Annotated in this window: 27 protein-coding genes, 1 tRNA gene, 1 pseudogene and 1 riboswitch; of the genes and pseudogenes, 8 read left to right on the top strand and 21 right to left on the bottom strand. The window is 37.3% G+C overall.

Features of this window, described 5'->3' with window-relative positions:
* The first annotated feature begins 5 nt into the window (after positions 1 to 5).
* Positions 6 to 785 (top strand): ABC transporter ATP-binding protein, encoded by a 780-nt coding sequence (locus tag IEV52_RS05605; protein ID WP_188401502.1) that lies wholly within the window; start codon positions 6 to 8, stop codon positions 783 to 785.
* Positions 778 to 1,572 (top strand): ABC transporter permease, encoded by a 795-nt coding sequence (locus IEV52_RS05600; protein ID WP_188402266.1) that lies wholly within the window; start codon positions 778 to 780, stop codon positions 1,570 to 1,572. The genes IEV52_RS05605 and IEV52_RS05600 overlap by 8 nt, the downstream gene beginning before the upstream one ends.
* A gap of 5 nt (positions 1,573 to 1,577) precedes the next feature.
* Here IEV52_RS05600 and ytkD read toward each other — a convergent pair whose 3' ends face one another.
* The 3 genes from ytkD to IEV52_RS05585 all read right to left on the bottom strand — a co-directional run bounded on the left by ytkD (position 1,578) and on the right by IEV52_RS05585 (position 3,221).
* Positions 1,578 to 2,057, bottom strand: a complete 480-nt coding sequence (gene ytkD / locus IEV52_RS05595) for an RNA deprotection pyrophosphohydrolase (RefSeq protein ID WP_240460866.1) — start codon at positions 2,055 to 2,057, stop codon at positions 1,578 to 1,580.
* Between the two features lie 259 nt (positions 2,058 to 2,316).
* Complete coding sequence (locus tag IEV52_RS05590) at positions 2,317 to 2,853, bottom strand: hypothetical protein (protein ID WP_188401501.1); 537 nt, start codon at positions 2,851 to 2,853, stop codon at positions 2,317 to 2,319.
* A gap of 104 nt (positions 2,854 to 2,957) precedes the next feature.
* Positions 2,958 to 3,221, bottom strand: a complete 264-nt coding sequence (locus tag IEV52_RS05585) for a holin (RefSeq protein ID WP_188401500.1) — start codon at positions 3,219 to 3,221, stop codon at positions 2,958 to 2,960.
* 217 nt (positions 3,222 to 3,438) lie between these two features.
* Between IEV52_RS05585 and IEV52_RS05580 the strand changes: the two genes are divergently transcribed.
* Positions 3,439 to 3,651, top strand: coding sequence for a hypothetical protein (locus IEV52_RS05580; RefSeq protein ID WP_188401499.1), 213 nt, complete (start codon positions 3,439 to 3,441; stop codon positions 3,649 to 3,651).
* Positions 3,652 to 3,696: 45 nt separating this feature from the next.
* On the opposite strand, the gene abbA is transcribed toward IEV52_RS05580, so the two are convergent.
* The 4 genes from abbA to IEV52_RS05560 all read right to left on the bottom strand — a co-directional run bounded on the left by abbA (position 3,697) and on the right by IEV52_RS05560 (position 4,874).
* Positions 3,697 to 3,885, bottom strand: coding sequence for an antirepressor AbbA (gene abbA / locus IEV52_RS05575; protein WP_188401498.1), 189 nt, complete (start codon positions 3,883 to 3,885; stop codon positions 3,697 to 3,699).
* 92 nt (positions 3,886 to 3,977) lie between these two features.
* Complete coding sequence (locus IEV52_RS05570; protein ID WP_188401497.1) at positions 3,978 to 4,163, bottom strand: hypothetical protein; 186 nt, start codon at positions 4,161 to 4,163, stop codon at positions 3,978 to 3,980.
* Positions 4,164 to 4,205: 42 nt separating this feature from the next.
* Positions 4,206 to 4,288, bottom strand: a riboswitch (cyclic di-GMP riboswitch).
* A 118-nt stretch (positions 4,289 to 4,406) separates the two neighbouring features.
* Positions 4,407 to 4,595 carry a Fur-regulated basic protein FbpA gene (locus IEV52_RS05565; RefSeq protein ID WP_188401496.1) on the bottom strand — a complete coding sequence of 63 codons (189 nt, stop codon included), beginning with the start codon at positions 4,593 to 4,595 and terminating at the stop codon, positions 4,407 to 4,409.
* A 114-nt stretch (positions 4,596 to 4,709) separates the two neighbouring features.
* The gene (locus IEV52_RS05560) at positions 4,710 to 4,874 is read right to left on the bottom strand and encodes a hypothetical protein (protein WP_188401495.1); all 165 of its coding nucleotides are present in this window, start codon (positions 4,872 to 4,874) and stop codon (positions 4,710 to 4,712) included.
* 165 nt (positions 4,875 to 5,039) lie between these two features.
* Between IEV52_RS05560 and IEV52_RS05555 the strand changes: the two genes are divergently transcribed.
* Entirely contained in the window at positions 5,040 to 5,615 is a 576-nt protein-coding gene (locus IEV52_RS05555; protein ID WP_188401494.1) for a DNA-3-methyladenine glycosylase, read from the top strand.
* On the opposite strand, the gene IEV52_RS05550 is transcribed toward IEV52_RS05555, so the two are convergent.
* A complete protein-coding gene (locus tag IEV52_RS05550; protein WP_188401493.1) occupies positions 5,612 to 6,301 on the bottom strand; it encodes a hypothetical protein in 690 nt (229 codons plus the stop codon). The two genes, IEV52_RS05555 and IEV52_RS05550, sit on opposite strands and share 4 nt — an antisense overlap.
* 335 nt (positions 6,302 to 6,636) lie before the next feature.
* Here IEV52_RS05550 and IEV52_RS05545 point away from each other — a divergent pair, with 335 nt between their 5' ends.
* Entirely contained in the window at positions 6,637 to 6,831 is a 195-nt protein-coding gene (locus IEV52_RS05545; RefSeq protein WP_188401492.1) for a hypothetical protein, read from the top strand.
* 137 nt (positions 6,832 to 6,968) lie between these two features.
* Here IEV52_RS05545 and IEV52_RS05540 read toward each other — a convergent pair whose 3' ends face one another.
* Complete coding sequence (locus tag IEV52_RS05540) at positions 6,969 to 7,706, bottom strand: GDSL-type esterase/lipase family protein (RefSeq protein WP_188401491.1); 738 nt, start codon at positions 7,704 to 7,706, stop codon at positions 6,969 to 6,971.
* 74 nt (positions 7,707 to 7,780) lie between these two features.
* On the bottom strand, positions 7,781 to 7,939 hold the full coding sequence (locus tag IEV52_RS05535) for a hypothetical protein (protein WP_188401490.1): 159 nt from the start codon (positions 7,937 to 7,939) through the stop codon (positions 7,781 to 7,783).
* Between the two features lie 134 nt (positions 7,940 to 8,073).
* On the opposite strand from IEV52_RS05535, the gene IEV52_RS05530 reads away from it, so the two are divergent.
* Positions 8,074 to 8,787 (top strand): TrkA C-terminal domain-containing protein, encoded by a 714-nt coding sequence (locus tag IEV52_RS05530; protein ID WP_188401489.1) that lies wholly within the window; start codon positions 8,074 to 8,076, stop codon positions 8,785 to 8,787.
* A 101-nt stretch (positions 8,788 to 8,888) separates the two neighbouring features.
* Here the strand turns inward: IEV52_RS05530 and IEV52_RS05525 are convergent, their stop codons facing one another.
* Together IEV52_RS05525 and IEV52_RS05520 are read right to left on the bottom strand one after the other, a co-directional pair.
* Complete coding sequence (locus IEV52_RS05525; protein ID WP_188401488.1) at positions 8,889 to 9,116, bottom strand: hypothetical protein; 228 nt, start codon at positions 9,114 to 9,116, stop codon at positions 8,889 to 8,891.
* Between the two features lie 219 nt (positions 9,117 to 9,335).
* On the bottom strand, positions 9,336 to 9,980 hold the full coding sequence (locus IEV52_RS05520) for a 3'-5' exonuclease (RefSeq protein WP_188401487.1): 645 nt from the start codon (positions 9,978 to 9,980) through the stop codon (positions 9,336 to 9,338).
* Positions 9,981 to 10,284: 304 nt separating this feature from the next.
* Between IEV52_RS05520 and IEV52_RS05515 the strand changes: the two genes are divergently transcribed.
* On the top strand, positions 10,285 to 10,959 hold the full coding sequence (locus tag IEV52_RS05515) for a hypothetical protein (protein WP_188401486.1): 675 nt from the start codon (positions 10,285 to 10,287) through the stop codon (positions 10,957 to 10,959).
* A gap of 127 nt (positions 10,960 to 11,086) precedes the next feature.
* Here the strand turns inward: IEV52_RS05515 and nagE are convergent, their stop codons facing one another.
* The 7 genes from nagE to nagZ all read right to left on the bottom strand — a co-directional run bounded on the left by nagE (position 11,087) and on the right by nagZ (position 20,238).
* A complete protein-coding gene (gene nagE, locus IEV52_RS05510; protein WP_188401485.1) occupies positions 11,087 to 12,496 on the bottom strand; it encodes an N-acetylglucosamine-specific PTS transporter subunit IIBC in 1,410 nt (469 codons plus the stop codon).
* A gap of 15 nt (positions 12,497 to 12,511) precedes the next feature.
* Positions 12,512 to 13,417 (bottom strand): N-acetylmuramic acid 6-phosphate etherase, encoded by a 906-nt coding sequence (murQ, locus tag IEV52_RS05505; protein ID WP_188401484.1) that lies wholly within the window; start codon positions 13,415 to 13,417, stop codon positions 12,512 to 12,514.
* 84 nt (positions 13,418 to 13,501) lie between these two features.
* Positions 13,502 to 14,551 carry a DUF871 domain-containing protein gene (locus IEV52_RS05500; RefSeq protein WP_188401483.1) on the bottom strand — a complete coding sequence of 350 codons (1,050 nt, stop codon included), beginning with the start codon at positions 14,549 to 14,551 and terminating at the stop codon, positions 13,502 to 13,504.
* Between the two features lie 17 nt (positions 14,552 to 14,568).
* Positions 14,569 to 15,942, bottom strand: a complete 1,374-nt coding sequence (locus tag IEV52_RS05495) for a PTS transporter subunit EIIC (RefSeq protein WP_188401482.1) — start codon at positions 15,940 to 15,942, stop codon at positions 14,569 to 14,571.
* 49 nt (positions 15,943 to 15,991) lie between these two features.
* Positions 15,992 to 16,711 carry a GntR family transcriptional regulator gene (locus IEV52_RS05490; RefSeq protein WP_188401481.1) on the bottom strand — a complete coding sequence of 240 codons (720 nt, stop codon included), beginning with the start codon at positions 16,709 to 16,711 and terminating at the stop codon, positions 15,992 to 15,994.
* 239 nt (positions 16,712 to 16,950) lie between these two features.
* Positions 16,951 to 18,204 (bottom strand): exo-beta-N-acetylmuramidase NamZ family protein, encoded by a 1,254-nt coding sequence (locus tag IEV52_RS05485; protein ID WP_188401480.1) that lies wholly within the window; start codon positions 18,202 to 18,204, stop codon positions 16,951 to 16,953.
* 15 nt (positions 18,205 to 18,219) lie between these two features.
* Positions 18,220 to 20,238 (bottom strand): beta-N-acetylhexosaminidase, encoded by a 2,019-nt coding sequence (gene nagZ / locus IEV52_RS05480; RefSeq protein ID WP_188402264.1) that lies wholly within the window; start codon positions 20,236 to 20,238, stop codon positions 18,220 to 18,222.
* 372 nt (positions 20,239 to 20,610) lie between these two features.
* On the opposite strand from nagZ, the gene IEV52_RS05475 reads away from it, so the two are divergent.
* Positions 20,611 to 20,686 (top strand) — tRNA-Ala (locus IEV52_RS05475).
* Between the two features lie 989 nt (positions 20,687 to 21,675).
* On the opposite strand, the pseudogene IEV52_RS05470 reads toward IEV52_RS05475, so the two are convergent.
* Both IEV52_RS05470 and nikE read right to left on the bottom strand, forming a co-directional pair.
* Positions 21,676 to 21,885: pseudogene (locus IEV52_RS05470) on the bottom strand (MATE family efflux transporter); the annotation flags it as partial.
* Positions 21,886 to 21,986: 101 nt separating this feature from the next.
* On the bottom strand, positions 21,987 to 22,817 hold the full coding sequence (gene nikE / locus IEV52_RS05465; protein WP_188401479.1) for a nickel import ATP-binding protein NikE: 831 nt from the start codon (positions 22,815 to 22,817) through the stop codon (positions 21,987 to 21,989).
* Positions 22,818 to 22,820 lie beyond the last annotated feature (3 nt).

Genomic DNA, 22,820 nt, shown 5'->3' with positions numbered 1-22,820 from the left:
TCGTCGTGGCTTTATTACAACTAAAATCAATCGGTCAAACCTACTTTTCAAAAACCTCTGCCACAACGGCCTTGGAAGATATAACACTTTCAGTAAATGAAGGCGAGTTCATTTCTATTCTTGGACCAAGTGGATGCGGTAAATCAACTCTCCTTTCAATTATTGCCGGATTGTTGCTTCCAACTACAGGTTCTGTCATGGTAAACAATCAGCCTGTTACTCAGCCACATCCCAAAATTGGGTATATGCTGCAGCAAGATTATTTGTTTCCATGGAAAACGATCGAAGATAATATCACACTCGGCTTAAAACTCAGAGATCAAAACACAAATGAACATATTCAGGCTGCTTTACGTCTATTAAAAGAGATTGGATTGGATCATACAAGAAGCAAATATCCTTCAGAGCTTTCAGGTGGCATGAGACAAAGGGTTGCGCTTGTCCGCACCCTAGCCACCCAGCCAAAAATGCTTTTATTGGATGAACCTTTTTCCGCACTTGATTATCAGACCAAGTTAAAGCTGGAGGACCTTGTTTCTTCTACCTTAAAGGAACATGGAAAAACAGCAATTCTAGTCACACATGATATTGGTGAAGCTATTGCAATGAGTGATACAGTAATTCTGCTATCCAGTAATCCTGGACGGATCTTCCGAACATTTAAGATTCCTGAAACATTAAAAAAACTCCTACCTTTTGAAGCGAGACAGCACCCACACTTTTCTTCAACTTTTCAGCAAATATGGGAGGAGTTGGAACATATTGAACAAAACGATAATGAATGAAAAACACGTGGAGTTTCTCCAATCCATAAAAAAAGAAAAACGTAATATACGATTTGTTCAACTGATCATGTTTATTAGTTTTTTTTCTTTATGGGAGGTCTCCTCACTGAGGGGATGGATAAATCCGCTTTTGTTTAGCTCACCTACAAAAATATGGGCACTTTTCCTAGAAAAGATCGGAGATGGTTCCCTTTATATTCACGTTATCTATACACTCGGTGAGACAGTGTTAGGGTTTATATTAGGAACACTTTTAGGAACACTGCTAGCTGCTTTGCTTTGGTGGTCCCCTTTCTTATCAAAAGTGCTGGATCCTTATCTTGTAGTTCTGAACGCAATGCCTAAGGTCGCATTAGGACCCATTTTAATCGTTGCAATCGGGCCGAACTTTGGATCAATTATTGCAATGGGAATCCTCATTTCAATCATCATCACAACTTTAGTTGTTTACACAGCGTTTCAAAATGTAGATGATAACTATATCAAAGTTATTCGGTCTTTTGGCGGAAATAAAAAACAGTGCTTTAAGGAGGTTATCCTTCCAGCCTGTTTTCCAACTATCATATCATCACTAAAGGTTAATGTGGGATTGTCATGGGTAGGGGTTATTGTAGGTGAATTTCTAGTTTCTAAGCAAGGCTTAGGTTATATGATTATTTATGGTTTCCAAGTTTTTAATTTTACCCTTGTCCTGATGAGTCTCCTCATTATTGCTTTAATGGCAACCGTCATGTATCAAGGAGTAGAATTATTAGAACGGAAACTTATTAAGCATCATATCCAATAAAGGGATCAGGCCAGGGAATGTTCGAGTGCATACTTCATGCTCTCCTTCAGAACCTGGTCTTTCATCATAAAACTAAACGCTTGGTTTGTTGAAACATCTTTCGGCAGCTCGCTCATTAAGACAGGACCGTTCGTTTCAAAATAACGATGCTTTAAAAGAATCTTATCAACCTTTGCAACATATATATTTTTTATTATTTTTCCGCCTTTTCCATCCACGTAATATTGACCAATATACTTGAGCTCTGAAACTCGACCGCCAGTTTCTTCAAACACTTCACGAACGGCAGCTTCATCAGCTGTTTCACCAGGTTCTACTTTTCCACCTGGAAATTCAATTCCCCGTCTAGGGTGTTCTGTCAGTAACCATTGATCCTTAAATTTACATAAACACCAAACATGTTTAGGAGTTTCCGAAAAGGGGTGGTCTGAAAACGACAATTGTACTGTGTTGTTATAAAAATCTTTAAATGTAATAATATCCATCACACTACTCCATCTCGACTGTTTCCTTTATTGTAAAGTTCACAACATTTAAAGTCCATTTGTTTTAATTTGTTCATTCAGAAGCGAGACGGCCTAGGAAGTGAATTTTTGAGGAACGAAGCTTATTTATACGTGAGTACCTCAAAAACAATGCACCTGCGATCACAAGGGCAACTCGCAGTTTTTGTGCAAGTTTTGCTCCTCACTGACAAAGAGATCAAACTCTTATCAATGAACAAAAACATGGGTAACCCCATGTTCAGTCCACAGATGCAAATGTAATAATCCATTTTCCTCCCACATATTCATAGCCTAATGTGATCTCATAAGTCCCATATAAGTCAGACGTATTCTTTTGATAAACCCTGTAAGAAGTACCCGATAGCTGTTTAATATTCACAGGTTCATTCTCCTCTAACCATGGTGGAAGTTCAGTTGGGATGATATATAGGGAGCTTTCTCTTTCCTCAAATAATCCATCGGTATAATAAGCAGCTAGATCTTCAGACACAAAATTCCTGAGATACGTCATATATTCTTCTTTTGTGGAATAATTTAAAACTCTATAGTTTTCATCCGTCTCTTGCTTTAATGCTTCCATAAAGAGATTCGCCTGTTTCTTCGCGGTATCCTCCGTAAGTGCCGGAACTTGTTGATCTTTACTTTCTTCAGCAGTAACGGGCTGGTTAATCACTTGATCCGGAGCACCGGACTTCTCTTGTACATTCTCTGGTATGTTAGGGATAAATAGAAATGATAGCATAACAGCAAAACAAAGTGCTAGAAAAGCTTTCATGATAATTCACCGCCTCACATTATTTTCTTACTATAATCTATTCACTGTATTGGTATTTTTAAACCCTTTTTATGAAAACATGAAAAGGCTGCCAATAAATACTCCTAACAGGCTCTTTTTGATTTTTTACTTTTCTTGCCGATTTCATACAATCCAGTTGCTGCCAAGCCTGCGATTCCTCCAGACCACAAACGCAGTTCAATATTCATACCTGTAAAAGGAGATGCTAGTAAACCGATCAATAATCCAACAATAAAACTGGTGAACGGTATATATTTCTTAGGAATCGGGAAAGTACGTTTTAAGAGCTCCATCAACGCTGTTACTAAAGGAGCTAGCAGTGTGGAAAACATAAGCACTTGCTCCAACAGGACCACCCCCCTTTTTCATAAGCACGTTCTTCCTTTTATGTAACTTAAAGATTCAAGCTTCATAACTTATTTCCTGCCTAACTAAAAAATTACTTTTTGTCCTAAACAGAATGAAATAAATATTCATAAAATAAAGTGCCATGATTTTTTTCGGTTATTTTATTAAAATCCGTCCATACTATTGGTAATGAAAGGCTAGACAGGAGTGAGTTTTATGGTAAAAGGCGATGATCTTTTTCTAATCCGATTAGAAGCAAATGAAATATCTTGGTGGGAGTACGCAAGAAATGTTTCCCCTGGATCCAGACCCAAACAATATTTAACGTATTGGTCATTCTTAAAAAACAGGGGCAAACTTCCTAGAAGATTAGTTAAAGAAGCTGAATGGCGCATGGAAGCTAGAAGAAAAGGATTACTCGATACTTAATATAAAAAGCAAAAGAACCGCTTTTCGGGCCTTTTGCTTTATTTTTTAACTATGTAATTTTTTTAATAGACTGTTCAATTTTCTTACTTTTGACTCGTAACCTGGCTTTAACTCATATTCTAGATCTTTTAGTTCAGAGTCCACAACTTCATATGCATAACCTTGGCTTAATAATGATTCAACCAGCAGCTCTTTTTCTTCGTCTGTAAGGTTTATTTTTAAATTAGTATTCAATTGGTAAGCCCCCTCTCTTCTATGAATACATTATAACGTGGGGCTTTTAAGTGAATCCTTACTAAAAATTTGGAAATTTTTAAATCTAACGATTAACTGGTAATCACAACCCAAGCAATAGCACCTATAATGATAAGGATATTAGTAAACACATCTATAATCCGTGTATCTTTTTTAAGTATATTTCCTGTAAAATATAGTACCAAGCAAACACAAAAGATAATTGCTAAATAAAAACCAATTGCAGACCATGAAAGCAACAGCAAGTGGTTATCCATTGATATCCCCCCAATTGATTCATAAATCGAAGGATAATTTCGTAAGGTAGCTGGCTGGCATATTTTAAAATGAAGCCCCTATAGCTTTGCGTCCTCACTTTTCAGCGAGTTTGCCTTTATCAAACGATTTATGGCAAATTTCCTCAAATTTTGTCGCGAAAACAAGACCATTTTCCCGCTTATAGGGATATTATACCAGAATCAGTTATAGACAAGGAACTGTTTTTTTACTATTTAAAAAAATCAGCTAATATGATTCTCGTGATCAATGAATTGGGCATTTTTCCATTCCATCTCTAGTTCAGTTAGCGTATACTCAATAAGGTGCCTGTGATCTTCATACCCGTAAAGACCTTTATGAATTAGATGTTGGATCAAGCGCTGTTTACGTCCTTCAACTGCTCTGCGCAGCTGACCTTTATTATGATTCATCCCAATCTTCTCCTTTTTGTTAAACATTTTAACCACATAAAAGAAGATTCAAGCAAAAGAACCAAATAAAAAAGTTCCTTCAGCAGAAAGGAACTTTAAAGCTAGTTCATGTGTTTAATGTAAGACAGATTTACTCCATTGTTCATAAACAGAATTAGGCGCATTCCAGCACAGCCAGGAAACCATCGTCTTAATACCTTGTTGGCTTACTTCCCAGTATTCCCAGCGTCTTTTGGAGAGATTCTCATAGATCCCAGTTTCATTTACCCAACCATCCACATTAAACGCCTCCCATTTATTTGCTTTATAAAAACTTCTTTGCCCTTACCATATTTCCTTTTTTTAACGTTTGTAAAACTTCGACAAAAGGAAACATAATACAACAAACTCCTATTTTCTATTGTACTTATTTAATGCAAAAGTCATACATAAAAGGAGAATAATATGGACTTATGGAGCTTACCAACCCTTGCTTTGGCAAAAAAACTTCTAGGAATGGAACTCATTCATGAAAGTAACGAAGGAGTTACAACAGGATATATCGTTGAAACAGAAGCATATTTAGGACCAGAAGATCGGGCTGCCCACTCCTTCGGAAATCGAAGAACAGCAAGAACAGAAGTCATGTTTCACCATGCAGGCACCATATACACCTACTTTATCTATGGAATGCACGTTTGCTTTAATATTGTATCGGGGCCATTCGATAAGCCTGAAGCCATTTTAATCAGGGCGATCGAACCTGTAAGAGGAATCGAGATAATGAGGGAAAGAAGAGGAAGAATAAAGAATGATATTCTGTTAACAAATGGGCCTGGCAAACTTTCAAAAAGTATGGGTTTCAGCCTACAGGATAATGGTAATAAGCTAAATGCAGGTGGTATAAGAATCGAGGAAGGACTAGAGGTCAAACCTTATCAAATCGCATCTGGCCCAAGGATCGGGATTCAGTATGCTGAAGAAGCTATTCATTATCCATATCGATTTTGGATAAAAAACAACCCTTACGTATCGCGTTAATACGCAGGGTTGTTTTCTTTTTCCATTGATACAACCTTATCTTCTTCTGGTATATAATCAATGGTCGCTGATCTATTCGTTTCTTGTAACCAAGCAAGATGATGATAAGTTTGCTTTTTTACGGATACATATTTCGATTGCATAAGAAAAAGCCAAACTAGTACAAAAAGCGTTGTTTTTAATATATTTTCAGCAGTAAGTTGAACAGCTTCAAGATGCAATACCTCAACAGCTATGCTGGAGATCAATCCGATAAAAACAGCTCCAAGTATAAAAAGCGGTTGATTTGTACGCAAAAATCTAAGGCGATGCTGTAGATACGATTGAACATAGAGACGCTCTTGGGCATTGAATTGCAGGTATCTGCTCTTGGCCGACTTTGCATTTGCTACTAGTCCTTTAGAAGGGTCTTTTTGCCATAAAGACTTTATAAATATAGTAAATTCAATATCTTGTGCTGATTCAACAGCCATCTTACGGTGGATGAAATTATGTGCATGATAAAAGGTAATCCCTTTATTGATTATGCCAAGTAACAGATATCCTGCGATTACAGTTAAAACAAAAACAAACCAGAAAACATTCAGGCTGCTTTCAATCAATTCGATTATGGGGTTAATAACGGTTTGAATCTGTACCCATATGACTTTACCAGTAAGCATCAATATCTCTAGCCATTTTTCCAAAGAAGATCACTCCGAAAATTTCATTATGTATCTTTCTATTTTAACATGATTTTGGATCTATGCTTACATTTATTTACTCATATTTACTAAAACATATATAAATAAATGCCCCCTTCTTTCGTCCAGAATAGAACAAAAGATTTCAGCGAATCCTATTACTAGGACATAATCTTGTCAACATACATAAATTTTGTTAAGAAAAAAGGCAATACACGTATTTATTCTAGTTAAAAGTTTCACCATGAAGGTTTTTCCATATTCTAATCACTACCCCATAAGCCTAATAAAATAAGCGAAATATGTAAAAGGTTCTATTTTTCAGGGAGGTATTGTAAATGAAGATTGTATTTTTTGAAAAGGGCGAATTAAGCATTATCGTTGGTGCTTCGAAGTTAAAAGGAGAATTAACGATTGAGCAGATAAAAAACGAGAGTGAAAAGAAAGCAAAAGAACTTGGTGAGTTATTAGGCCGTGAAATCGGGTTCTTAATTGATATGAACGGAAAATTAGATACTCAATTCAAAAAGTAAAACCGGGGATCCCCCGGTTTTTCTTTATACATAAGCAAGAGATAATTTCTCTCATACGATATCAGGTTTTCCTGCTTCTGAATCTCACATTGTTTCAAAAGGATAATTCGATCCAGAATAAATTTCCGTGGAGATTGCTATTGATTTAAAGGTTTCCATTGATTATATACCCAGTTCCCCAATTTGTTATATCCTCTTCTGTTTGGATGTAATGAATCTGCAAAATACATTTCTTTCTCAACATCTTCATATAACTCATAAGTTGAGATGTATTTAGTAAGTGTACTCTCTCTGCTGGCCTCGATGATCACTTGATTCCATGACTTAATACTTTCTGGTGCTGCTGGATCATATTCTTCACCAAAATAAGGATTATACAGACCAAGTACATAGACGGGGGCAAACGAATTATTCTCTCTTACAACGGTTAGCGTCTTACTCAAATTGTTTCTTAGCTTTTCTTTTCCAAGCAAAAGGGGCTGCTGTGGAAGCTGGCGAAAATTCCATCCTGCAGCATGCCTAAAGTCATTTGTTCCAATAAAAACAAAAATATGATCAGCTTGTTTTAATGCTTTAATGACGACACCATTATCTAACTGCCTCAAAAGTTGATCCGATCTTTGACCGCTGATTCCAAAATTATTAACAATGACATTACGGCCAGTTTGCTGTTGAATATTTCTTCTGACGATGCCTATATATCCTGTTTTAGATGGATCTCCAACACCATATGTCAATGAATCGCCAAGAGCAACAATCTTAATGGTATCTGTATCACTAGCACCTTCTGTTTTATCGAACACTTGAAATATAGTAAAAAAAAGTATAGCCAGAACTACTCCGCTAATTAACCATTTCGTTGATACTTTCCTCACATTATATCCTCAATTCTAGTTATTGTTATATTACTTTTTACCATAACGAGGGAAAATATCAAGTAATAAATGTGCTATTTGATCCGATAATCTTCTGATGTTAGAGATGTGTCTTCCCAGAGGTTTTCTTGGTCATACTGATACGAGTCCTTTTTTACAAAAGAATGAATGAGTAAAGCTACTCCTCCGCACAACAAGCCCGCCGGTACTAAGGTAATAAGAAAACCAGTCATTTTCATCCCCTCCCGTACCAACTATATGAGGAGCAGCAGCCTTTTATGAAAAAATTGAAATTTTATTAAACCGCCTATCATAAGAAGATTAAGGGTATAGACATTATAGAAGAATTTAGACAGGAGGTGCCTTTGTGGGATTTTTATTCACACTACTATATTTTGCAATAATCGCAATCGTAATAGAAATCAATGTTCTGCTTTTTACACTAACAGGATTAAAGAAAGAAATTGCTCGTTTTCAAGTAATCTCAATGTTCACTGCCACTGGATTTACGACTGGTGAATCGGAGTTAATTCTAGAACATCCTATCAGAAGGCGGTTAAGTACATTTCTCATCTTATTTGGAGTCTTTTCACTAGCTGTTATTATATCTTCAATAAGCAACATTTTGTCTGAGGAATTTCGTTCAATAGAGCTTGGAATTATCATTCTGGTATTGATAACACTTTATCTGATTTTAACCATTCCAAAACTTAAGAACTTTATGAAGAAATCCTTTGAAAACCACCTGGAAAAGAAATACAATTTAGCAGACCTTCCGCTACGGGATGTTATGTATTTTGATGAAGAAGATGTTGTGATCGAACTCCCCATCCATAAAGATTCCTCTGTTATCGGCAAACAATTAAAAGATGTCATCAAACAGGATGATGATTTGGTAGTTCTTTTCATTAAGCGTGGAGATGTTACGCTCAGAAGAGATAGCTATACAACTGAAATTCAGGAAGGAGATATGATCTTTCTATACGGACACCAAAGTTCACTGCAAAAACGATTTAAAAAAGAGATTGAGGATCTCAAGTCAAAAAAGGAGAAAGAAAATTTCAGGAGGAGCAATGTCTAGCTCCTTTTTTTATTTAAAAAACAACCCTCATATTTAGATATGTGTATTCGAAAAAAGTTTTTTAGTACAAAAAAAAGAACCTCTTTAAAAGAGATTCGAGTTTAACCTACTTCCCTAACTGTTATAGGGACAAAAGATAACAACAAAGAAATGATTTTGTTTATTTGTTCAGGAGTTATATGTATACCGTCATTTGCCAGCAATTCCTCTTTAAGCTTTATAATAGAATCAGCTTCCTCAAGACGTGCATCTGTAAGGCAATAATCTATCGTGTTTAATAATTCCAATAATTGATTGTTTTTATTGGTTATGTAGTATGTAGTATTCACCAATAAACACCCCCTGCTATCATTATTAGCGAAACTAAGGTCATTTTCCTACAAATACTATTCGTCAAATGACGACATATCTTACTTTTTATGGATTTCACTCTATAATACCTACAAAATCATGTCGAAAAAAATCGAATAATTAAGCCAAAAGTCACATATAGATTATTTTTGTTATCCAAGTTTATTTATTGGTTTACATTTTTATTGAAAAATACTTTAGTTAAATAACTTAGATAATGAAGCAAATGGAGAAATATGTTCTTCTGTCTTTGTTTTATATACAAGTTTTTCCGGCTCAAAAAGCTTGGATTCTAAATAGGAGGTTGGATTTTTTTTAAATTCAATCTTTCCATATATCTTTTGAAGAATCCGTGCTGTATTGATAGCATCATCCAATGCCCTATGTTTTGATCCCTCATACACGAGTTCCATCGTTTGAAGTGCTCTTGATAATCCATACCTGAATCCTTTTTCACTATCATGCAGGAGACTAAAATGAAACTGTAGATCATTATGATTAATAATCCACTCGATTTCTGATTGATGAAAGGAAGAATCAGTTATGAGTGCCCATTTATCCTCCGGTCCCCAAGAACACAGATAATAATCCTCAAGTCCAATCCACGATCTAAAATTTTCTATCGCCTCTGTATAAACAGGTGCAGAAATTAAATCTTTCTTTGTTATTCCCGTTAAGTTCGTTATACGTGTATTTAACTTATCCATCGTTGGCTGTACAAAAGATTGAAAAGTATCAAGGATCTTAAGTTCACCATTCACTTCGCTCATTCGAATTGCACCAATTTCAATAATTTCTGACAATCGGTTTGTCATTTCTAAATCATAAACAATATATTGCATCCCCTTCACACCTGCCCTTCATGGTTTACCGTCAATAAATAGATGTCTACCATATATTGTAGATGATTGGTTAACAAAAATGAAATATTGCCAAATTTTTTCTCCGACTACCCTAAATATGACTTTTTTTGTTTTAAATGGAGTTACCCTTATTTTATGAAATGAATCGGTTTAGATGTCATTCTATTCTTTAAAGGCTATAAGTTTCTTAATCTGCCATACTTTTCATTTTCAATTTACATTTTCTTTTGTTAACATTGTTATTGTCTATTTAACTAAATGAATTACATAATGAGGGATTATAATGAAAAAACTATTACTTCTAATTTTATTAATTGGAATACTTATGATTACAGCTTGTTCTAAGGACAGCAAACAAGCTAATCAAGCTGAAGCAGAAAACACTGAAGCTACTAAGGAAGTATCTACTAATGCTTCCACTCCAGATGGAAACGATAAAGAAACGGATGCTGCAGAAGCAACTCCGACGGAAGAGGAAGATACGACAGACGTCGAAGATACGGCCGAAGAAAATACACCCACAGATGAAACAGATTATTCAACTACCAACACTCAATTCGTAGCGAGTGAACTTGCCCACCTTTCTGAAAAAGAAATCAGCAAAAAGTGGGGACAACCAACACGATCCGAAGAAATACAATTCCGTTATTCTGGGACTACTAAGTTCGTACCAGCAGTTGTTCACTACTACCAAAATGAGAAATATGCCGTTACTTTTGTAGAAGGAAAAGCTGCTCGTTTAGTTTATTCCGTTTTTGATGAAGAAATTTTATTTGATGATGAAGAAAGAACAAAAGCTTTAGAACTAGCTGGACTTCCAACAGATATTGAAGAAACTACAGACACAGATACAGCCTATGTCTATAACGAACTTGGTGATATCTATGAAGTTACTATGTTCTCAAAAGGTGGTTTTGTAGATTATCTATATATTATTTTAGATGAGGCTTATAAATAAAAATATGAATTGACTATCCATTATCCATGTCCAAATCCATACGGATACGCTGCAAACGTACCAGTTAGTGGTTATTGGAACGCGTAATAGAGAAGAACACCATTTCTATGAAATGGTGTTCTCTTTTTTATAGCTTTTCTCGCATGCTATCTGCTATAGGCTCCACTTCTGACCCAACAATGACCTGGATATTTTCGTTATTTAGTTTAATTAAACCTTTTGATCCAGCTTTACGAAGCGCATCTTCGTTTATTCTAGCAAGATCCTTAATCCGAATCCTTAATCTAGTAATACAGTTTTCTAGCAAGACAATATTCTCTTTTCCGCCTAAGGCTTCCAAATATGCTTCAGCTGCTCGATCATACTTTTCATTCGCTGCTGTTGATGTCGCAGCTGCCTCAGATACGATCGTGTCTTCATCTTCTCTCCCTGGTGTTTTGAGATCAAGTTTCACGATCAGATAACGGAAGACTGTATAATATACAGCAAAATACACAGCTCCGATCGGAAGCAAGAGCCAACCGTTTTGTGCTTTGCCAATATTTAAGAAATAATCGATGGCACCCGCTGAGAATGTGAATCCATGATGGATATCAAACAAGACAGCAATTGACATAGATGCTGCTGTCAGTACAGCATGAATAACATATAGAAGCGGTGATAAGAACATAAACGCAAATTCAATTGGTTCAGTAATCCCTGTTACAAATGAAGTGAGTGCCATACTTCCTAACATTCCAGCAACTGCTTTTTTACGATGTTTTTTTGCGGCATGGATCATGGCAAAGCAAGCAGCCGGTAAACCGAACATCATAACAGGGAAGAATCCAGCCATATAAAAGCCTGCTCTTGGATCATCCGCAAAGAATCTTGCTAAATCTCCCGTTACAACTTTTCCGTTCTCACCTGTAAATTCTCCAAACACAAACCATAAGAAACTGTTAAGCACATGATGAAGCCCTAGAGGTATTAATAATCGGTTAAAGAAACCAAAGATCCCTGCACCTATTGCTCCCGCACTGGTAATCCATGTACCAACGTTTTCTAACATCATTTGAATATATGGCCAGATAAAGCCAAAAATTAAAGCTAGAACAACCATAGTTCCTGCTGTCACGATCGGTACAAATCGTCTTCCTCCAAAAAAGGAAAGCCATTCGGGCAGTTTCGTATTAGAGAATTTATTATATAAGAGCCCTGCTACAACCCCTGCCAGAATACCTCCCAGAACAGACATGTCAAACTTGCCTTCAAATCCCAGGTTAACTTCGGCAAATTTTACTGCCCCTTCTGTCAATACAAAATAACCGATAGCTCCCGCAAGCCCTGCTGCCCCGTTACCGTCTTTTGCAAGTCCAACCGCTACCCCAATCGCAAATATTAAAGCCAGGTGACCAAATATTGCATTACCAGCTGCAGCTAAAAAAGGAATACCTAGTAAATCATCTTGACCAAAACGAAGTATGAGCCCAGCTGCAGGTAAAACCGCAATTGGCAGCATGAGTGCACGACCTATGCGCTGCAAGAAACCTAACATATTCATCTACCCCTCTCACTTTTGAGTGAACATACGTATTGCTTCTTTTAACTTACCGTTATGCTGATTTAGATGTTTTCTTGCTTTATCTGCTTGAACTCCGGTAATAAGCTGAAATATAGCTGCTTTTGTGTTGCCTTCCTGCTCCAGCAATGCTTGTTCTGCTTCTTTTTCTGAAACACCAGCAGCCTCAATAATGATATTTTTTGCCCGCTGCCTTAGTTTTTCATTGGTAGGCTGAACATCTACCATTAAATTGCTGTACACTTTCCCCCATTTGATCATACTCGTTGTACTAATCATATTAAGTACAAGTTTTTGAGCCGTTCCAGCCTTCATACGTGTAGAGCCCGTCACTACTTCTGGACCAGTAATTACTGGTATGCATATATCCGCAAGTTTCTGCATAGGTGAATCTTCGGCACAAACGAGTGCTGCCGTGTATGCACCTTGTGCTTTGGCATAATCTATTGCACCCATACAATATGGCGTACGACCCGATGCAGCAACAGCGACTACTACATCTTTATCCGTTAAGTTTATTTTCTGAAGATCCGACTTACCGAGCTCCAAATTATCTTCAGCACCCTCAATTGCATGTTGGAGTGCATATTCACCACCTGCGATCAGACCTATAACCATATCAGGATCAGTCCCATAAGTAGGAGGGCATTCAGAAGCATCAAGTACACCTAGTCTGCCGCTCGTTCCCGCACCAATGTAGATTAACCGACCTCCACTTTCGAACGCTTTTACCACTTTTTCTGCTACATTACTTATTTCATTTAAAACAGGAGTAATACAACTGGCTACTCCAAGATCGGCTTCATGTATTTTTTTGACCACTTCTGCTGTTGAAAGTTCATCAATATTTAATGTGTCTAGGTTCCTTTTTTCAGTAGCCAATTTGGTTAAGTCCATCTTGATCTCCTTTATTAAATGTATTTGAACAGACTAGTTTAATTTGCCGATAAAAATAAATTCTCGCCGATATTACATATACTTCTACTTCTTATGAAGAACAAACTTCTGACCACTTCCAACCCACTTCAACATAGATAGGCTTTCTTCCCGAACATATCCAGCAACATTCATATTAGGATTCGCTGGCAGGTCTTCTAAACAGATTTGAAGCTCACCAGCATATCTCCCATATAACTTGTTATCAACCGTAATCGAACCTTTTTTAAATGTCTCCGAATTATGAGCCTCTTGATCGTATAGAAGTTCCATCCCTCTTGATTCGACCGACCTGATCACATATTGTGCTGCATCCATTCTGTTGGTGTGGATCAATTTGTAGAAATGCTCATAACCTTCGTTAAGTTCAACATAAAGCGGAACTGTCCCATCCATTAAGCTACAAAACTCTTTTAAGGTCTGGTCAGTAAGGTTAAGATCTCCGACACAGACTTTATCAGTGCCTAATTCACGAAGTTCAAGTGCTGCATCAATGGGTGTGACATTTCTGTGATCCTCGATTGTAGGCAGTCCTTCATAAAGCGGTCCCCGTAACCTGTCATCACCTTGGATAAACCCCATTGTTTTTATTCCATATCGATGAAAAAGAGAATTACGTTCTTTGAGTGACTGTCTCGAGATGCCTGTGAATGGTTTTGGATAAAAGTTATGCCACGCTTCTGCCTGGTTCGTTTGCAGTCCTTCATCCAACAGTTCTTTTAACTGTTCTTCATCGGTGGTACTCGCGTTCAATCCAATTTTTAGAGAATGGGACAGCCAAGCAATCTGCTTAGCTGTAAACCCATAATCCAGCCTCAATCCTGAAATCCCCCAGTCTGCAATTGAAGGCAGTTCAGTAAATGATAAACCCAACCTTCTAAGAGAAGCAGGCGACACATCTGCCATAACTTCCATATGAGCTTCCGCAGCCATTTTACCCAGTGATTTTACCTGTTTAATAAAGTTGACTTCTGCTTCCTCTGGAATATGAAGAGAAGTAAAGATGTACTGAAAACCATTTTTCGCTGCCTTCTCAACCCAGTTTTTGTTAAATGAGTGTGATTCACTTAAATAGATAGAAATTCCATAACACAAAGAGCATTCACTCCTGATTAAATGTCTTTAGCCATACTTTCTTTAAATCCAAACGTCCATGTGAACAGGAAACCAAAAATATATGCAATGACGAGACCTACTAAATAAAGAACCATTTCGTTCGCGTTAACAAGGAATACGAGAGGAATACCAGAAACACCTATCGCAATTGTAGCCACTTCATAAAATGCCTGGAATGCTCCTCCAACTGCAGCTCCTAAACAAGCTGTTAAGAACGGGCGGCCTAATGGAAGGGTAACCCCAAAGATCAGCGGTTCACCGATTCCTAACATACCAACTGGCAGTCCGCCTTTAATAACTTTACGAAGACGCTGGTTCTTTGTTTTAAAGTAGATGGCAAACGCGGCACCAACTTGACCAGCCCCTCCCATGGCTAAAATCGGCAATAATGGATCATCACCAATGGTATTGATAAGCTCCATGTGTACCGGTGTCAATCCTTGATGCAATCCCGTAACAACAAGAGGCAAGAATGTACCAGCTAAAATAAGTCCTGAGAAAATACCGCCAATATCAATTAAATTTAATAATCCTTTTGTAATCAGATCTGATAAGAAACCACCAACAGGCTGAAGGACAAATAGCGTTGCAAAACCAGTGATCAATAAAGCTAGTGTAGGAGTTACAATGATATCGATAGATGGATGTACAAATTTACGAATACGTTTTTCTAAAAAGGCGATAAAAAATGCTGCAAGCATAACACCAATCAAGCCACCACGGCCTACAACAAGCGGATCACCAAATAGAGTAATGTTTGCAAGACCCGGGTTAATGAGCAAAATACCAGCTGCTCCACCTAATGCAGGGGTTCCGCCAAACTCTTTAGCTGTATTAATACCAACAAACACTGCTAAGTAGCTAAAAACTCCCCAGCCTATTAAACTAAGCATCTGCATGATTGAAGATTCTGGATCAGCACCCGTTCTTATCGCCACGTTCGTAATACCTGCGATCAAACCTGAAGCAACGATTGCTGGAATTAGAGGAATGAAGATGCTAGCGATCTTTCTTAAGAACTGTTTAAAAGGAGTCGCATTTTTCTTATTGATGGCATCCTTATTCATTCGTGCCATCTGTTCAAGATCCATTGGGTTCGCTTCATCAACAGACTGGATGTTCATTCCCGTCTCTTCACTCATTGCAAGTGTTACCCGGTTAACAATCCCTGGCCCCACTATGATTTGGAGTGTGTCATCTTCAACAACGCCAAGCACACCTTCAACATCTTTTAACCCATTCAAATCTGCCTTTGACGGATCATGTAAATTAACCCTAATCCTAGTCATACAATGCATCAATGATTTGATGTTTGATGAACCTCCGAGCTTTTCAATAATGCCTTGAGCCATTTGCTGCTCTTTCCCCATTTTCCTTCCCCCTTTTAGTAAACGCTTTCATTTTTATATAAAACGCCTTTTAGCGCTTCATATCAATCATAAACTTGTAGCGGTCTCCTCTGTAGACAGAGTGTACTAATTCAAGCGGCTTTCCAGTGGTCAAGTAGGTTTGTCTTTCGATCAAAAGTACAGGTGCACCTTTTGTGATCTCGAGAATTTCACTTTCAGCTTCACGGGCGATGGATGCTTCCAAACTCTGAGTCGCATAATCAATAACAAAGCCTGCATTCTCCACTTGTGAATACAATGATCCTTCTTTAATATGATCTTCTTGTAGCTGAATAAGATCAACGGGAACAAAGGTGGTCTCGATTGCCATCGGAATATCATTTGCTAGACGTACCCGTTTAATCTCATAAACTTCATGGTTCTCTGTAATGTCTAATACCTTTGCCAGTCGTTGATTGGCATTTATCGTTTGAAAGGATACAAGTTTTGATGCTGGCCTATACCCTCTTGACCTCATGTCTTCTGTAAAACTAGTCAGCCCTAAAAGTTTCTGCTCAATTTTTTTTGCAGAAACAAAAGTTCCTTTTCCTTTACGGCGTGTTAAATATCCATCATTCACTAAATTATTTATAGCCTGACGGACAGTCATCCGGCTTACTTCATAGGCTTCAGCAAATTCTCTTTCAGAAGAGATCATGGATCCTGACACCCATTCCCCCTTTTCGATCTTTAGTTTAATTGCTTCTTCTATCTGAAAATAAAGAGGCATTGGTGATGTTTTATCTATCATAAAATGAGTCAACTCTCCTTATCTACAAGACTCCTGGCACCTTGATCCAATAGCGTACTTATTATGAACTGCTGTTGGTATATCTTTATTTACATTTCCTTCAAAACATTCTTACATGTCCATTCCCCTTTTATCACTTTATGCCAAGAGTATCATTGTTATAACTAGTTGTCTATACCAGTCAGAAAATTCAAATAAAAAAAGCTAAGGCTAAAGTTGCTGCCTTAGCTCTCTATTTATTAGTACAACAAATATTCTTCTCTTAAATCCTTGAAGGTATTTAATTCCTCGTTGTAACGGGAAACAATATCATCAACCGAACGTCCAGATTCAATATACTCCCTGATCCATCCATTACCTACTAAAAGGTCGAAGAAAGAAATACCTCTGCTGTCTTCAGCCCGAAATTGAAAATCATTCGGGTACAGATCATGAATGGCTTTTACTAGTGTAATTCCTGTTAATACCGGCTGGAATAATTTATCATCTGTAACGTGGATCTCTATGCCATGTGACAGCTTACCTACATGTTTTGAAGATGCAGGAATAAAGGAAGCAGAACGAAATTTCACTCCAGGCAAGGCTTCTTCATTCAATTTCTTAGCGAGTTGATCACCATTAATGAAAGGTGCTCCAATCAGCTCAAACGGCTTTGTTGTCCCTCGTCCTTCTGAAACATTTGTACCCTCAATTAGTGCGCTTCCTGGATAAACAAGTGCCGTATCTTTTGTCGGCATATTTGGTGAAGGAAGCACCCACTCCAGACCACTGTCTTCATATGCCCAAGATCTCTTCCATCCTTTCATCTCAACAACTTTCAAATCTGCTCCGATCCCAAATTCTTCGTTAAACAGATGAGCCATTTCTCCAACCGTCATTCCGTGCTTCAGCGGAATCGGATATAAGCCTATAAAAGAAGAATATGTTGGATCTAAAACAGGACCTTCTACTTGTTCACCCCCCAGCGGGTTCGGACGATCTAATACGACAAAAGGAATGTTGTTCTCCTTTGCAGCTTCCATCGCATAAGCCATCGTGTAGATGTACGTATAGAATCGAGTTCCAACATCTTGGATATCAAAGACAAGAACATCTATCCCTTCAAGCATTTCGGGTGTTGGTTTCTTTGTCGCTCCATATAAACTGTAAACTGGCAGCCCTGTTGCAGGATCAGTATAAAACTCGACATACTGTCCTGCTTGTGCACTTCCGCGTACACCATGCTCGGGGCCATATAATGCTTTTAGTTCGATATTTGGATGGTTATATAAAACATCCACAATACTGTTTAGATTTCGGTCAATTCCCGTTGGGTTCGTAATCAAGCCAACTTTTTTTCCTTCTAAAACAGACATATCATTCTCTAAAAGTCTTTCTAATCCTGTTTTAAAGTTCTGCCTGTTTTCTTTACTCGTATTATTGATAGCTTGTGCACCCGGAAGTATTAGAGAAAACATCAACAGAAAGGTTAAAAAGATTCCCCATTTTTTCATTCTTTTATCCCCCTTTTAGTAGCTTAATCCATGACCAAACGGATAAAGAACCGTTTCTGCGTCTTTAAAAATGGTTACTGGCAGTTTTCCGGATGGATTGTTCATCCCAAAAATAGTTTCAGCTGCAGCTCTAAAACTTGCATCTCTAAAACTGTATTGTGCTAGGTAACCTGAGATTTCTGGAAACGCCATAATGTCGTATGGGTTTCGTATACCAACAGCTATTGTTTTATCTGGAGCAGCATTAATAACTTGTTGTACCATCTGCATTTGCGGAGAAGATGGCAGGCGTCCAGAAACGTTAAACGTATAGGTGCCAAGTACAACTAAATCAGCATTTTGGACTTTTTGTAATTGCTCTTGACTTAATACTTGAGCTGATTTAATCAATTCAACGGAAGGATGGTAAGCAATCAAAGCTTGTTGAAGATTTTCACTGTATGTGTTACCAACTACTACAATGGAGTTAATATTATCTTTGTTAGCAGGTAATACACCATTGTTTTTAACTAATGTAACCGATTTTCTAGCCACTTCATTTTCTAGATCTTTATGAGCTTTGTTTCCTACTATTTTTTCTGCGTGTACAATTTTTTCGTCAATCGGCGTTTCATTTACTTGCTTATAAATACCACGTTTCGCTTTTAAGGTTAATAAACGTTCAACAGATTGATTTAGTCTTTCTTCTGTTACTTCTCCGTTTTCAACAGCAGCATACAATCCGTTTGCAACCTCTTCTAACCCTACAGGCATTAATACAATGTCTGTACCTGCATTAACCGCGCGAATTGCAGTATCTACAGGACCGAAATGATCAGCAATAGCTTTCATGTTTAAAGCGTCTGTAGAAATTACACCTTCAAATCCCATCTCTTTTCTCACTAAGTTTGTTAAAACTTCATACGACAAAGTTGCAGGTAGTGCAATCTCAGTTCCATCCTTTTTAGAAATTACCTTAGTAGGATCAATTTTAGGGAAAGTTACATGTGCTGTCATGATCGCATCCATTCCTTGATCCATCGCTTGCTGAAAAGGATACAACTCTACTTTCAATAAGCGCTCTTTGTCATGAGGAACTGATGGTAATCCTAAATGAGAATCAACAGCCGTATCTCCATGTCCAGGGAAGTGTTTAGCTGTAGCAGCCATTCCTGCTTTCTGCAGACCCTTTGCATACGCTGTCCCTAAGTCTGCAACAAGCTGTGGATCCTCACCGAATGATCTGACACCAATAACAGGGTTGTCTGGATTGTTGTTTACATCTAAAACAGGAGCTAAGTTCATGTTAATTCCTAAGGAGTGAAGCTCAGACCCGATAGCATGTCCGACAGATTCCGCCAATTCAATTGACCTTGTTGCACCAAGCGCCATATTTCCTGGGAAATCGGTACCGCTCTGCAAACGTGTCACAATTCCACCTTCCTGGTCGATTGAAAGCAGCAGGCCATAATCTTCATTAGCTTTTTTATACGCATCAATAAGTCGAACTGTTTGTTCAGTAGTTACTACATTCTCACGGAAAAGGATAACTCCGCCAAGATGATATTTCTTTACAAGTTCTCTAATCTCATCATTCATTTCCGTAACTGGCTTGCCGTTCCAATTCCGGAAATCAGGCATTAACATCTGTCCTATTTTTTCTTTTACGGTCATGGAATGAATTGCTTTAGTAATGATGTCATACTTTGTGCCTTTTTGCTTTTCTAAGCTTGCCTGGCCATCTTTTACGTGGATTCCAATCTTGTCGAAGGATTTATCGTTCGTAACAAAAATAAATGTCCTTCCATTTTTTCCACTTAAACTCACAAGACCATCTTTCGTTACTGAAGCTACATTCTTATTCAATGATCCCCATTTCAAATTCTGTTTAACTTCAACATACGTACCATCTTCTTTAGCTAATAAAGCTGTTAAATCGATAGTATTATCATTAAACGCTTCGGTAAGCTGTGGCATATTCTGAGCAATAATCAATTGTTCTCCGCTATGTTGATTAGCAGAAATAGAATTAACCTCAATTAATCCGGTAAACATAGGAACGATTAACAAAGCCACTAAGAGAAAATAACGAACCTTGATAATAGCTTTCAAAATTTTTACCTCCTTCAGATTTTTGATAACGCTTTCATTCTTGACACTTTTCGGTAGAAAAAGGGAGGTTCCTGTCACATAATGATAAAACAGAACTTAAGTCCTTAGACTATATAGGACTAGTTGTCTATACCAATTTTAACGGCTAAAAAGTGCGGTAAAAAAGACTTATATAAAAAACTTCATCCTCTGTTGGACAAAGCTTGCATGTCATTATTTGGTCATTGTTTGAATTATGGAACTTAATTATGCAGAACTATCAAAAAAAGCTTGCTCCCTTGTTAAGAAACTTATATAATTTTCATATCGCATATTGGGGGCTTAGCTCAGCTGGGAGAGCGTTTGGCTGGCAGCCAAAAGGTCAGCGGTTCGATCCCGCTAGTCTCCACCATACATAACAGTCAAAAACCCTTGAGGAATCAAGGGTTTTGTTTTTTTTATAAAAACTTAATCTTTAATGTTTAAATTAAGTTCAATAACATAGGTTCACATTTGGTTCACCTTTAGTTAACTAAAGGGGAAAAAAGGATGATTATTATAAGAAAATCGCCTTTTCTTTCATACACGGTATATTGCAGAAATTCCGGTAATAAATTGTAAAAAAGCACCTCGATTATCTGCTCTGGCTTGCAGATAATCGAGGTGCTTTTTTGTATTCTTTATTTACATTACTTTACTACACTTCGTGAGATAGCTACGTAAGGAAAATTATGGTTGATGGCCATGTTCCAATAAAATATGTTCCATCAAGGTTTATTTTAAACACGAATAAATAATTTCATTTTTTACTTAGAGTTAACAATAAGTAACCATGCTCTTTATTCCACAAACGCACCAGATAGTGGAATAACTTAAATTAAAAATCGTCCATATTCCAGTTCCATTTTGCATTGATAGTATCTAAAAATTCTTCGATTTGTTCATTTGATAAATCCTTTTCCCCAGTCAACTTATTAGCATAAGATTGTAAAATCCAAGTTTCACCGTAAGGTTTATCAGGTGCTTATCATCTCACATCAAACCTATAATCATTTCCATCAATTTTTACTTCAACTGATAATATATCTATATGAAGAATAAAGTCTCATTTCCATTACTTTCAAGCCTCCTTGTTAATAATTCCGCTCGTTTGTTTAATAAATTCATTAAATGTGCGTTAATCCTTCTTGGATTAACGCACCCTCGTTGAATATCATTTTTCTATCGCATAACATTTTTGTACTGTGTATGAGTCAGTTAATTCTGGCATGTATTTAGTTTAGGAAGAATAAGTAGTTTTTCTGGATACTTCATCCTGGTTCCTGTGTAACCGTTCTTCCTCCACCTCACCTATAATAGTTTGCTTCAGCCTTTTAATCTGTTTATTTAGTAATGGAACATTTGCGCGGCAAAAGCAGACGTGCTAACCCGTAAAAAGCCGAATACCCAATACAAAGTATTAAAAATAAGAGTCCCTACTGCAACGCCTCCAATATAAGCAGGATCAGGAAGCTGCCCGACAACGGCTGTATCGACGGCACCTAATAAAGGCGTCGTCATGGTTGAAATCGTTAGAGGAATCGCCAAAGCAAGGTATGCAAGATGATTCATCCGACTTTCCTCCTTCTAAACTTTTAAGATGAAATTAAAAATAAAAGCCCCGATTACGTGAATGAAATCAAGGCCTTAGAATAAATATAAATACATTTAAATTAAGTATGGCTAACCCGGCTAACTCTTGTTCTTATCGAACGAAAACGTGGGTGCTCGGCAAGTATGGAACCTCTCATCTCTTTTACTATAGGATGTTCTGAAGTAAAAAACTGATTTTTTGAATCATATAGCTCGACTAATTCTCCTTTTTCGAGTACACCCAATGAATCACTAATCGTATAGGCAGCTTTAATATCGTGTGTTATAAAAAGATAAGATAAGCCGAAGTCTTCCTTTAGCTCATTTAGTAGTTCTAAAATAAGTTTCTGGTTAACCATATCTAAACTACTAACAGATTCGTCTAACACAATAAACTTTGGTTTAATAGAGATCGCCCTTGCAATATTAATCCTCTGTAATTGCCCTCCGCTAAATTGGTGTGGATATTTTTTTAAGTCCCCTTCGCTTAGCCCTACCCTTTCCAATAATTCAACAATGGTTCGTTTTTGTTCGGCAGCTGTTAGCTTTTCATAGTTTTCTAAAGGCTCTGCAATAATACGTTCTGCTGTTATTCGGGGATTAACAGATGAGTATGAATCTTGAAAGACAGCCTGAATATCGCGACGGATTTTTTGACGAGTATGCTTATCTGCAGTATAAATATCATGCCCTTGAAACAGAATTTGTCCATTTTGTGGTCGTTCCAAACCAAGAATCAATTTTCCTAAAGTACTTTTACCGGCTCCACTCGAACCAAGCAGCCCTAAACATGCTCCTTCTTCAATTGAGAAGGAAATATCGGAAAGAACTTTTTTTGATCGGTCTTTCCAGTTGAAAAACGATCGGGATCCGTAGCTATGGGTTACTTCATTTACTTGTATTAAACTCATTTG

The organism is Fictibacillus barbaricus (assembly GCF_014635025.1).
GTDB lineage: Bacteria > Bacillota > Bacilli > Bacillales > Fictibacillaceae > Fictibacillus > Fictibacillus barbaricus.
The sequence above is the reverse complement of the archived record's forward strand: the minus strand, read 5'-3'. Positions and strand labels throughout refer to the sequence as shown.

Excerpts from the sequence above, each read along its gene's own strand:
- IEV52_RS05600 (WP_188402266.1), top strand. The coding sequence starts at position 778 with ATGAATGAAAAACACGTGGAGTTTCTCCAATCCATAAAAAAAGAAAAA.
- ytkD (WP_240460866.1), bottom strand. The coding sequence starts at position 2,057 with ATGGATATTATTACATTTAAAGATTTTTATAACAACACAGTACAATTG.
- IEV52_RS05590 (WP_188401501.1), bottom strand. The coding sequence starts at position 2,853 with ATGAAAGCTTTTCTAGCACTTTGTTTTGCTGTTATGCTATCATTTCTA.
- IEV52_RS05580 (WP_188401499.1), top strand. The coding sequence starts at position 3,439 with ATGGTAAAAGGCGATGATCTTTTTCTAATCCGATTAGAAGCAAATGAA.
- IEV52_RS05570 (WP_188401497.1), bottom strand. The coding sequence starts at position 4,163 with ATGGATAACCACTTGCTGTTGCTTTCATGGTCTGCAATTGGTTTTTAT.
- IEV52_RS05565 (WP_188401496.1), bottom strand. The coding sequence starts at position 4,595 with ATGAATCATAATAAAGGTCAGCTGCGCAGAGCAGTTGAAGGACGTAAA.
- IEV52_RS05555 (WP_188401494.1), top strand. The coding sequence starts at position 5,040 with ATGGACTTATGGAGCTTACCAACCCTTGCTTTGGCAAAAAAACTTCTA.
- IEV52_RS05545 (WP_188401492.1), top strand. The coding sequence starts at position 6,637 with ATGAAGATTGTATTTTTTGAAAAGGGCGAATTAAGCATTATCGTTGGT.
- IEV52_RS05535 (WP_188401490.1), bottom strand. The coding sequence starts at position 7,939 with ATGACTGGTTTTCTTATTACCTTAGTACCGGCGGGCTTGTTGTGCGGA.
- IEV52_RS05520 (WP_188401487.1), bottom strand. The coding sequence starts at position 9,980 with ATGCAATATATTGTTTATGATTTAGAAATGACAAACCGATTGTCAGAA.
- IEV52_RS05515 (WP_188401486.1), top strand. The coding sequence starts at position 10,285 with ATGAAAAAACTATTACTTCTAATTTTATTAATTGGAATACTTATGATT.
- nagE (WP_188401485.1), bottom strand. The coding sequence starts at position 12,496 with ATGTTAGGTTTCTTGCAGCGCATAGGTCGTGCACTCATGCTGCCAATT.
- murQ (WP_188401484.1), bottom strand. The coding sequence starts at position 13,417 with ATGGACTTAACCAAATTGGCTACTGAAAAAAGGAACCTAGACACATTA.
- IEV52_RS05495 (WP_188401482.1), bottom strand. The coding sequence starts at position 15,942 with ATGGGGAAAGAGCAGCAAATGGCTCAAGGCATTATTGAAAAGCTCGGA.
- IEV52_RS05490 (WP_188401481.1), bottom strand. The coding sequence starts at position 16,711 with ATGATAGATAAAACATCACCAATGCCTCTTTATTTTCAGATAGAAGAA.
- IEV52_RS05485 (WP_188401480.1), bottom strand. The coding sequence starts at position 18,204 with ATGAAAAAATGGGGAATCTTTTTAACCTTTCTGTTGATGTTTTCTCTA.
- nagZ (WP_188402264.1), bottom strand. The coding sequence starts at position 20,238 with ATGTTTACCGGATTAATTGAGGTTAATTCTATTTCTGCTAATCAACAT.
- nikE (WP_188401479.1), bottom strand. The coding sequence starts at position 22,817 with ATGAGTTTAATACAAGTAAATGAAGTAACCCATAGCTACGGATCCCGA.